Source organism: Gemmatimonadaceae bacterium, from assembly GCA_035533015.1.
In the GTDB taxonomy this organism is placed as follows: Bacteria; Gemmatimonadota; Gemmatimonadetes; order Gemmatimonadales; family Gemmatimonadaceae; genus JAGWRI01.
Genome location: DATLUQ010000019.1, coordinates 91440 through 101867, shown reverse-complemented (window position 1 = coordinate 101867; position 10428 = coordinate 91440). Strand labels below are relative to the sequence as shown.

Annotated in this window: 8 protein-coding genes; 3 read left to right on the top strand and 5 right to left on the bottom strand. The window is 66.4% G+C overall.

What is annotated here, in order from left to right; translation table 11 throughout:
* Position 1 precedes the first annotated feature (1 nt).
* Both VNF92_04520 and VNF92_04515 read right to left on the bottom strand, forming a co-directional pair.
* Positions 2-1384: a sigma-54 dependent transcriptional regulator gene (locus tag VNF92_04520; GenBank protein HVA57130.1), complete on the bottom strand. Its 1383-nt coding sequence runs from the start codon at positions 1382-1384 to the stop codon at positions 2-4.
* On the bottom strand, positions 1381-3042 hold the full coding sequence (locus tag VNF92_04515; GenBank protein HVA57129.1) for an ATP-binding protein: 1662 nt from the start codon (positions 3040-3042) through the stop codon (positions 1381-1383). The genes VNF92_04520 and VNF92_04515 overlap by 4 nt, the downstream gene beginning before the upstream one ends.
* Before the next feature lie 356 nt (positions 3043-3398).
* Between VNF92_04515 and VNF92_04510 the strand changes: the two genes are divergently transcribed.
* The 3 genes from VNF92_04510 to VNF92_04500 all read left to right on the top strand — a co-directional run bounded on the left by VNF92_04510 (position 3399) and on the right by VNF92_04500 (position 8020).
* Positions 3399-4094, top strand: a complete 696-nt coding sequence (locus VNF92_04510) for a hemolysin family protein (protein ID HVA57128.1) — start codon at positions 3399-3401, stop codon at positions 4092-4094.
* Complete coding sequence (arfB, locus tag VNF92_04505) at positions 4078-4509, top strand: alternative ribosome rescue aminoacyl-tRNA hydrolase ArfB (GenBank protein ID HVA57127.1); 432 nt, start codon at positions 4078-4080, stop codon at positions 4507-4509. The genes VNF92_04510 and arfB overlap by 17 nt, the downstream gene beginning before the upstream one ends.
* Before the next feature lie 379 nt (positions 4510-4888).
* Positions 4889-8020, top strand: coding sequence for a hypothetical protein (locus VNF92_04500; protein ID HVA57126.1), 3132 nt, complete (start codon positions 4889-4891; stop codon positions 8018-8020).
* Positions 8021-8154: 134 nt separating this feature from the next.
* Here VNF92_04500 and VNF92_04495 read toward each other — a convergent pair whose 3' ends face one another.
* The 3 genes from VNF92_04495 to VNF92_04485 all read right to left on the bottom strand — a co-directional run bounded on the left by VNF92_04495 (position 8155) and on the right by VNF92_04485 (position 10394).
* Positions 8155-8880: a Spy/CpxP family protein refolding chaperone gene (locus VNF92_04495; GenBank protein HVA57125.1), complete on the bottom strand. Its 726-nt coding sequence runs from the start codon at positions 8878-8880 to the stop codon at positions 8155-8157.
* A gap of 75 nt (positions 8881-8955) precedes the next feature.
* Positions 8956-9669: a molybdopterin-dependent oxidoreductase gene (locus VNF92_04490; GenBank protein ID HVA57124.1), complete on the bottom strand. Its 714-nt coding sequence runs from the start codon at positions 9667-9669 to the stop codon at positions 8956-8958.
* Positions 9666-10394 (bottom strand): cytochrome b/b6 domain-containing protein, encoded by a 729-nt coding sequence (locus VNF92_04485; protein ID HVA57123.1) that lies wholly within the window; start codon positions 10392-10394, stop codon positions 9666-9668. Before VNF92_04485 ends, VNF92_04490 begins: the two co-directional genes overlap by 4 nt.
* Positions 10395-10428 lie beyond the last annotated feature (34 nt).

Below are 10428 nucleotides of genomic sequence, written 5' to 3'. Positions count from 1 at the left end.
GTCACGCCTCGACTCCGTAGCGCGACAGTTTGCGATAGAGCGTCGAGGGATCGATGCCGAGCGCCTCAGCGGCGCGCGACTTGTTGCCACCTTCGCTCTGCAGCACCCACATGATGTACGCGCGTTCCACGGCTTCGAGCGTGGGATTGGGCGGCGTGCGCGAAGTGACGAGTGGCTCGGCGCTGCGCTGCGTGACGCGTTCGGGCAGGCCGCCGACACCGATCGTTTCGCCGGTGGTGAGGATGGCCGCGCGCTCCAGGGCGTTCTCGAGTTCGCGCACGTTCCCAGGCCAGGCATGTTCCTGCGCCACGGCGAGTGCCGCGTCGTCGAGGTGTTTGAGCGGTTCGCCGCGCGAGTGCGCGATGCGCTGGAGAAAATGGTCGATGAGCAACGGAATGTCGTCGCGGCGCTGCCGGAGTGGAGGCAGGTGCACGAGGATCACGTTGAGGCGGTAGTAGAGATCGCTGCGGAACCGGCCGGCCTTGATGTCCTCTTCGAGATCGCGATTGGTGGCGGCAATGAGGCGCACATCGATCGGCTCGGCGTCGGTGGCGCCCACGGGGATCACCTCGCGGTGCTGCAACACGCGGAGCAACTTGACCTGCGTGGCCGGCGTCGTCTCGCCGATCTCGTCGAGGAAGAACGTGCCTTTGGCCGCGGCCGCGAACAATCCCGATTTGTCCTTCACGGCGCCGGTGAATGAACCCTTGACGTGACCGAACAGCTCGCTTTCCAACAGACCTTCGGGGAGCGCGCCGCAGTTGATGGAAAGGAACGGCCCCCCCGTGCGCGTGGACAACTCGTGGATGTAGCGTGCGATCACTTCCTTGCCCGTACCCGACTCGCCCTGGATGAGCACCGTGCTCTCGGTGGGCGCCACGGTCTCGGCGAGTTCGAGCACCTCGATCCACGACTTGCTGTTCCCGACGGGCCGGTCGCCCTGACGCCGTTCCCGGCGCTTGATCTCCTGCTTGAGCGACTTGTTCTCCACGCGCAGCTGCCGGTGCTCGGCGGCGCGCTTGATGATGGCGATCAGTTCGTCGTTATGAAACGGTTTCTGGATGTAGTAGAACGCGCCCTCGTTCACGGCCTGCATGGCCGATTGCAGCGTGGCCTGCGCCGTCATCAGGATCACCGGTACGTCGGGGTCGTTCTGCCGGGCGGCGGCCAGAATTTCGACCCCGGTCACGTTCGGCATGCGGATGTCGGTGAGCACAATCTCGGGCGAGAATTCGCCCAGCATCTCGAGCCCCTTCTTGCCGCCATGGGCCAGCCGCGGATCGAACCCTTCATTGCGGAGCAGGATGCTCAGCGACTCGAGGATGCCAGTCTCGTCATCGACGACGAGCACGGTGGGCCGCGGGTCCGGCGGGCGGGTGGTCACGCAGTGTCTCCGGTGGGGGTCTGTGCCTGCGGCAGGATGACAGTGAACGTGGTGCCGCGGGCGCCGCTGTCGAGAAATACCACGCCGCGATGTGCCTCGATGGCCCGGTGCACCACGGCGAGCCCGAGCCCGCTGCCGCCTGCCTTGGTGGTGAAGAAGGGATCGAACAGCCGGTCGCGGATCTCGAGCGCAATGCCCGACCCTTCGTCGCTCACCCGCACCGAGACGCTCCCCTGGTCGTAGCGCACACCGAGGGGAAGCTGGTCCGGCGTCATGACCATCGCGTCCACGCGTACCGTACCGCCATCGGGCGAGGCCTGCGCCGCATTGAGCACGAGGTTGAATACCGCGCGGTGCAGCAGGTCTTCGTCGCCCTGCACGACCAGCGATTCATCGTCGGGCGCGGTGCACACGACGCACACGTCGCGCCGGTCGGGATGCGCCTCCACGAGGCGGGCCGCACCGCGCACGAGATCGGCCACGTTCACCGAACCGGTGCGCGACACCCGCACGCGCGCGAAGTCGAGGAACTCGGTGAGCAGCCGCGACAGGCGGTCGGACTCGCGCAATACGAGGCCGCTCAACGTCTGCTGGTCGGCTGATTCCTGACGCATCTTGGCCAACTGCTCCACCGCACTGCGAATGGAGGCCAGCGGATTCTTGATCTCGTGGGCCAGCGATGCGCTCAACTCGGCCACGCCCTCCAGCCGTTGGGCGCGCAGCCGCAGCGTGTCGATGCGTTTCTGGTCGGAGATATCCTGGAAGATGGCTGTGGCGGTGCGTTCGGTGCGCTGGCCATCGCCCTCGGTGTACGTGGTGGTCACGCCGATCGGAAAGCGCCGTCCCCCGGCGGTGACGGTCCCTTCGCCCCGCAAGGTGCGGATTCGGTTGGTCACCGACTGCTCCAAGGCCTGCGCAAGTTCCGGCGCCACCGCCTGGATCTGATCGACCACCGGTACGCCCATGGCGGACTCCAGATCGACTCCCAGTAGTGTCTGCGCCTTGGGATTGGCGTAGCGCAGATTGCCGCCCGAATCGATCGTGACGACCCCACTCTGGATGTTGCGCAGGATGTCATCGGCCTGCACGCGCGCATGCTCGAGGGCAGCGACCAGCACTTCTTTGCCCTCGCCCGCCTTCTGTAATTGCGAGGCAAGGATCGCACAGCCGAGCGACACGGCGGCGAATACGCCGAGCTGCGCCCATACGATGGAGTTGTGCATCTGGGCGTTCAGGCCGAACACGGTGTCGGCGAAGAACAGCACGATGCCCAGCGCCGCGACGAGCAGTCCGCCACCAACAGGCAGCATGAGGGTGGCGGTGGCGATGACCAGGATATACAGCGCCGAGAATTGGGAGACGGAGCCGCTGTCTGGGCTGCCCGGGGTGACGTGTACCACGACCGTCACGAGCAGCAAATCGAGGATGCTCTGCAGGTACAAGAAGGTCTTGCCGAGCGGCTTTCGGTATATTTCGCTGTACGCGAACGACACGACCGTGAGGACCGTGACCAGCGCGAAGGCCACGGTGACCACAGTGAGTTTTGAGGCATCGGTTTCCTGCTTGGCCCAATTCACCACGCCGGCGATGAAGATCGCACTCGCGACCGAAAGCCGGCCAAGGTAGACCCAGCGGAGCAGGTGCCGTGGGTCCAACATGGCCTCGAAAGAGGTTGGGCTTCCTACTGAAGTGTGAGAGCGCACGAGGGTTGGCTATTGCAAAGTGCGAGATTTCTCAAGACCCGTTCACACTGGCATTCTGCTACAGGCATGGACGACCCGCCGGTGCATACGTTTCTGACCGACCCAGCCGGATGCCCCAGACTGACTACCCGCAGATGAACCATCGCCGAGCCGTCGGCGTGTTCCGGCGTATCCGCAATTGGGGCTTGGGCTTACTTGGTATTTCCGCGCCTGATGATGCCCCGGGTCCAGGGCCGGAGGCGGATGCCGCCGCTCTGGCCCGTCTGGTCGACGGGTCTGGACCGGCGGGGGCGTCGGAAGCCGGGGCCCGGATGCTGGCCGGCGTGCTGCAGATTCACGCCAAGCGCGTGCGGGAGGTCATGCGACCGCGCACGAACGTCGTGGCGCTCCCGCTCAACGCCACCGAGGAAGAGGTGCACGACGTGTTGCGGCGCGAGCGCTATTCGCGCTATCCCGTGTACGGCACATCGCTGGACGACATCGTGGGAGTCTTTCTGGCCAAGGATCTCTGGCTGCACGACTCGGGAATGCCGTTCTCGTTGGCCCGGCACCTGCGGGAGCCGGTGTTCGTGCCCGACACCCGTCCGGCACAGCGCGTGCTCGACGACCTGCGAAAGACACGGGCGCACGTGGCGATCGTGCTCGACGAATATGGGGGGACGGCGGGCATCGTGACGCTCGAGGATCTGGTGGAACAGGTCATCGGCGACATCAACGACGAGTACGACGTGGCGACCCGGGTCGCGATCGAGACGGACGGCGTGCTCGAGCTGGCAGGATCCCTGTCGCTCCGCGACGTGCGTCGGGAATACCAGCTACCGATTCCGGACGGCGATTGGCGAACCATCGGGGGCTACGCGTTCGCCCGGCTGGGGCGGTTGCCGAGGATCGGGGACCGGGCGCCGTACCCGGGGGGAGAGTTGGAAGTGGTGGCGATGGATGGCCGCCGGGTAGCGGCATTGCGCGTGCATCGGGCGGTGGAGCGAGGCCGTGAACGGTCGGACTGACCTGTACGTCAGCGCGTCGCTCACCATTCCGCGCCACGAGCTCGCCGTGCGGGCATCGCGGGCTGGTGGCGCGGGCGGTCAGCACGTGAACACGTCGTCCACCCGCGTGGAGTTGGAGTGGAACGTGACGCGGTCGCGCGCGCTGTCGGACGCGCAGCGAGAACGGCTTACTCAGGCCCTCCGCTCGCGGCTCACGGCCGACGGCACGCTGCGAGTGGTGGCCAGCGAACGGCGGAGCCAGGCGCAGAATCGCGACGCGGCTGAAGAGCGGTTGGCGACGGTGGTGCGCCGAGGGCTGGTGGTGCCGAAGCGTCGGCGTCCCACCAAGCCTACGCGCGCCTCGGTTGAGCGCCGGCTTGAGGACAAGCGCCGCCGCGGGGAGCGCAAACGTCGCCGTCATGGTGACGCGGACTAGGGAGCGGGCAGGTGGGGACCATACGTCTCGTTTCGAAGAGCGCGCGGCGATCGTGAGGCGGGGCGTGGGGCGGGCGCCAGCGTTCGCGGGGTGGCATGGGCAAGAGATGGGAACGAATGCCGGGACGCTCCGGATTGGAGAGGGTGGGTGTGCCGCGCAACGGCCGCGCAGGGGAACCGTCAATCGGGCACTTTAGGAACTCTGTGGCGTACCACACCCCATTATTGAAACGTACGCCGGGGCGCGTATGCCCTGCCAATCCCCCATACGTTCGGGAACGGCAATCCCCCTTGCTTCAGCGCGCGGCGACCCGTATTCAGCAGGCATGCGATCCAAGGTGATGACGACCATTTCAAGGCGGTTCCACCGCGGGGCTTCAATGATTCGATCGCTCACGCGCCGGGCGGCTCTGGCGCTGGCGTTCCTGGCTGCAGGCGGAGTGTCGACCGCGTCGGCCCAGTACTTTGGGCGCAACAAGGTCCAGTACCAGACGTTCGACTTCCGGATTCTCCGCACCCCGCACTTCGACATGTACTACTATCCGGCCGAATCCCTGGCGGCGTTCGACGCGGGGCGGATGGCGGAGCGGTGGTACACGCGGCATTCGGAGACCTTCTCGCACCAATTCGAGCGCAAGTCGATCGTGCTGTACGCTGACCACGCCGACTTCGAGCAGACGAACGTCATCCAGGAGTCACCCGACCAAGCCACGGGCGGTGTGACGGAAGGGATGCGCGACCGCGTCGTGCTGCCATTCACGGGCAGTTACAAGGACAACGATCACGTGATCGGCCACGAACTCGTGCACGTATTCCAGTACGACATCGCGGAGAATGGGGACGTGAACGGGCTGGCCCGGATGAGCACGCTCCCGGGCTGGCTGATCGAGGGCATGGCGGAGTACTTCTCGCTCGGCCGGAACAGCCCGCTCACGGCGATGTGGATGCGCGACGCCGTGGAGCGCGATTCCTTTCCGACGATCAAGCAATTGAATACCGATCCGCGGTTCTTTCCCTATCGCTACGGGCAGGCGCTCTGGGCGTACGTCGCCGGGCGTTGGGGCGAGCGGTCGGTGGTGGACATCTATCGTACATCGCTGCGCCTGGGACTCGACAACGCCATCACACGGGTGCTCGGTGAGACGCCCGACTCGCTGAGCGCCGACTGGGCGGCGGCCAACAAGGCACTGTATACGTCCCAACTCGTGGGCCGCACCAAGCCGCAGGACGCGGGCCAGCCGGTGCTGCAGACGGGGCGCAAGCTCGCCGACATGAACGTGTCGCCGGTGATCAGTCCCGACGGCCAGTACGTCGCGTTCTTCTCGTCGCGCAGTCTATTCAGCATCGACCTGTACCTGGCCGATGCGAAGACCGGGCGCATCATCAGGAAGTTGGCGTCGCCGGCCAGCGATCCGCACTTCGACGCACTGAACTTCGTCAATTCCAGCGGCGCCTGGTCGCCCGATGGCAAACAGTTCGCGTTCATGGTGGACGAGGACGGCCGCGACGACATAGCGATTCTCGACGTGGCGACCGGGAAGATCGAACGCCGCATCGGCGTCCCTGGCGTGGGCGCGGTGACCGGCATCTCGTGGTCGCCCGGCGGCAAGCTGCTCGCGCTGTCGGGGATGGCGGGTGGGATCAGCGACATCTACACGCTCGACCTCGCGTCGGGTCAGGTCCGGCAGTTGACGAACGATCGAAACGCCGACGAGATGCCGCAGTTCTCGCCGGACGGACAAACGATCGCGTTCACGACCGACCGCGGGCCGAGCACCAGCTTCAAGGACCTGCGGTTCTCGCCGCTTCAGCTGGCCACGATCAGTGTGAACGGCGGGCCGGTGACGGTCTATTCGCCATTTCCCAACGCCAAGGAAATCAATCCGCAGTACACGCCCGACGGAAAGGAGTTGTTGTTCGTATCGGACCAGGACGGGTTCAGCGACGTGTACCGGTTGGACCTCGCCACGGGCGAGGTGCGGCGGGTGACGAAGGTGGCCACCGGGGTCAGCGGCATCACCGAAACGTCGCCGGCGATCACCGTGTCGCCGACCACCGGCCGGATGCTGTTCACGGTGTTCCAGGGCCAGGGATACGCGATCTACGGACTCGACGCGGCGGCCACCACCGGCGTGCCGGTGCAGCCCACGTCGGTGCTCAACGTGGCGAGTATCCTGCCACCGGGTGATCTGCCGGGGACGAACACCGTCACGGCCTACCTGAGCGACCCGTTCACGGGGCTCGTGTCGGGGAGCGAGTTCACCGTGCATCCGTACCACTCGTCGTTCTCGCTCGATGCGATCAGCCAGCCCAGCATCGGCGTTCAGGTGGGCGGATACTTCGGAACGGGCGTGGCCGGTGGCATCGCCGCGCTGTGGGGCGATCAGCTGAGCGACCGCCAGATCTACACGGTGCTCCAGGCCAACGGCACGGTGAAGGACATCGGTGGCGCCGTGTACTACACGGACCTCAAGCATCGATGGAACTGGGGCCTCGGGATCGAGCACATCCCCTACCTCACGGGCTATACCGGACTCGCCGACACGACGTTCCAGGGGCTGCCCGCGGTCAACTACTATCAGATCCTGCAGCGCATCTACATCGACCAGCTCTCGCTGAATACGCAGTACCCGTTCTCGACCACGCGCCGCCTCGAACTCGGAGTGTCGGGCACGCGCCTGGGATACGACGAGCAGGTCGATCGCATCACCGTGGTAGGCGGCTCCGTGGCGGATGAAGCGCTCTCCAACGTCCCCAGCTTGCCGTCCACATTCTACACGCAGGCCGACATCGCGTTCGTCTCGGACAATTCCAACTTCGCGTACGTCGGACCCGTGTCCGGCGAGCGGTGGCGCGTGGAATACACCCCCACGTTTGGCCAGCTGAACTTCCAGGGGCTGCTCGGCGACTACCGGCGCTACTTCTTCATGCAGCCGTTCACGTTGGCGGTGCGCGGCCTGCACTACGGCCGTTACGGGCGCGACGCCGAAGCCTACAACAACGGGCAGATCTACCCGTTGTACCTTGGCGAGGAAACGCTGATTCGCGGCTATGGGTTGGGATCGTTCAGCCCGAATGAATGCGTGGCCAACGGCGGATCGAATGCCTGCCCCGTATTCGACCGGCTGCTGGGCAGCCGTGTGGACGTGTTCAATCTCGAATTCCGGATTCCGCTGTTCGGCTCGCCTCAATTCGGGGTGTTCCCGACCTCGCTGCTCCCGGTCGAGATCGCACCGTTCTTCGACGGCGGCATCGCCTACTCGTCCAGCCAGCCGCCGGATTGGCGGCTGGCCCGCTCGGCCAACGGCATCCCGGCCAGTTGTTTCAGCGCGGCCGCCGTGGCGCAGAGCGCGTTCGTGAACTGCGTGGACCATATCCCGGTGTTCAGCACTGGTATCACGGCACGCGTGAATCTGATGGGCTATTTCGTGCTCGAGACCTATCTGGCGCACCCGTTCGAGCGGCCTGGCAAGAACTGGGTGGTGGGGGTCCAACTCGCACCGGGGTGGTAGGCAAGAGGCCGGCGCCAGGAACGACTGACGGCTGAAGGCACAAGACACGTAGGGCTCGCGTTTCCGCGAGCCCTACGCGCCCCATCCCCACCCGCCGGCCCCGGGTCCCCCCACGTTGCCGGACCGGTGAGACCTCAGCCTGCGATCGGTGGCGGTGTGTGACTCGAGTCCGGGGGCTGCCCTCCCGGAGGCGGACCGCCGCGGCCGCGATTGGGCGGACCAAAGCCCTGCCCCCGGCCGAACCACCCGCCGCGCCCCGGACCGAACCGGCCGCCGTGCTGGAACGCAGGCCCGCCGGCACGACCGCCCCATGGCGCGAACCGCCAGCGATTGGGTCCCATGGCGCGCATCATCGCCCCGCGACGCGACCAAGTCCGTTGCTGTCGCAGGTACCGCTGGGCAGCCGCCGCACGGTGCTGCAAGCGCGTCCGATTGCCATCGAACTGCTTCTGCTGGTCCGCGGTGAGGATGCCGCGCGCGCTTTGCAGGACCTGGCCCCGCAGCGCGATACCCCGGTTGCTCCATCCTTCGAGCTTCTGGCGGGCCGCCTTGAGCGCCACCGTATCGCCGTTCTCGCGCGCGGTGTGCATCGCCTGGCGATCGGCCTGCGCCGACTTGGCCAGCGCCAGCATCTGCGTGCGACCGCCGTCACCGAGTTTCCTCAACTGCGTTTTCTGGGTGTCGGTGAGCGTGATGCCGCGAAACAGTTGGCGCTGTATCACGGCCGCCATCCCACCCGGCGCGCCGCCGCGCCCCATGACCGGGCCGCGCATTGGACCCATGCCGCCACGCTGCGCCCCAGCGACCGCCGCGCTCCCTGCGAGCGCCAACGCTACGAGCGTCGTCATCTTCCCTTTCATATGCCTCTCCCTGGTGCCTGCATCGCGCCCCATCGCGCGCGCTTCACCAAGAGAGACGCAGGCCGCCGGCCGACGTTAAGTACCGCCGTACCACTCGTAGCCCTGGTCGCTCCAGTAGCCGCCGTTGCGCTGGGCCATGAATTGGACGCGCACCAAGTACTTGGTGTTCTTGTAGCCGAGCTTGATCGGCGAATGGACGCGCGCCGGCGCGCCGTGGCCGGGTGCGAGCAGCTTGCCGTCCATGCCGTATGCGATGAGCGTCTGGGGGTGCATGGCGCTGGCCAGATCCCAGCTCTCGTGGTAGCCGTCGTCGAACGACGCGAAGTCCACGTACTGCGCCGCGGGGTGCACGCCCGCGAGCCTGGCCAGATCGGAGACCCGCGTCCCGGTCCAGTCGGCCACCGCCGTCCAGCCTTCCACGCAATAATGGTTCACGCGCTGCGTGATACTCGGCATACGGAGAAGGTCTTCGAGGGTGAGCGTGAACGGGTGATCGACGAGCCCCGTGACCTGGAGGGTCCACGGACCACGGGCGGCGGTGTTCCACACCGGCACGGTGTCAGAGACGAAGTACTGTGGGAAGGCAACGCCCGCGGTCGCCGCGCCGCGCGGCGCGTGGTCCATGGACGTGTGGCGGAACAGGAATCGCTCCGCGCCCTCGTTCTTTCGTTCCGCGAACGCGAGCAGGGGCTGAGCACGGTCAGGTCCTTGCGAGTCGCAGGCGGCCAGAAAGGCCGCCGTGAGCGACGCACCCGAGAGCGCGAGAAACCGACGACGGTCCATGCTCATGGCCCCTCCGGCCTGGCGGACGCAGCGCGTCCCGGCGCTGGGCGCCTCCACCACAGTGGCCTCGCGTTCCGGGCTTCCGGCGACCGCGCCTCGTCGTAGTTGCCGGTGATCATCCCGCGCAACGAATAGGGATCCACCGCGAACACCATGAAGATGTGGGCGAACGATAGCACGACGATCGCCAGCATGGCGAGAAAGTGCCAGTAGCGGGCCCACACGTAGCCACCCAACAGGTTCGTGAGCCAGGCCAGCTCCACGGGCTTCCAGATGGCGATGCCCGACACCACGGCGAGTGCCCCGAACACCGGAAGCGCGAAATACGTTCCACGCTGGAGCGCATTGTGCTTGCCCTGGCGCGGATGGTCCGGCCGCACGAATAGGTAGAACCTGAGCATCTCCCACGCGTCGCGCAGTTGCCGACGCCGCGGTACGAGATCGCGCCATTCCCCGTGCAGGTAGATGAAGCCCAGATAGACGAGCCCGTTGACGACGAGCAGCCACATCGCCGCGAAGTGCCAGTGGCGGGCACCGGCCAGCCAGCCGCCAAACGTCAGCCACGCGGGGATGGCCTTGCCCTCGAACGGGTAGCAGCAGAACGACTCGCCCTTGCGCGCGAACGCCGGATAGGCGTTGAAGATGCGCAGGCCGCTGGTGACCATGATCGTGAGCGCTACGGCGTTCACCCAGTGGGTGACCCGAACGATCCAGTGATGGCGTGGGGTCATGGGCTCGACGTTAGCGTTCCGTGAAAGAATCCCG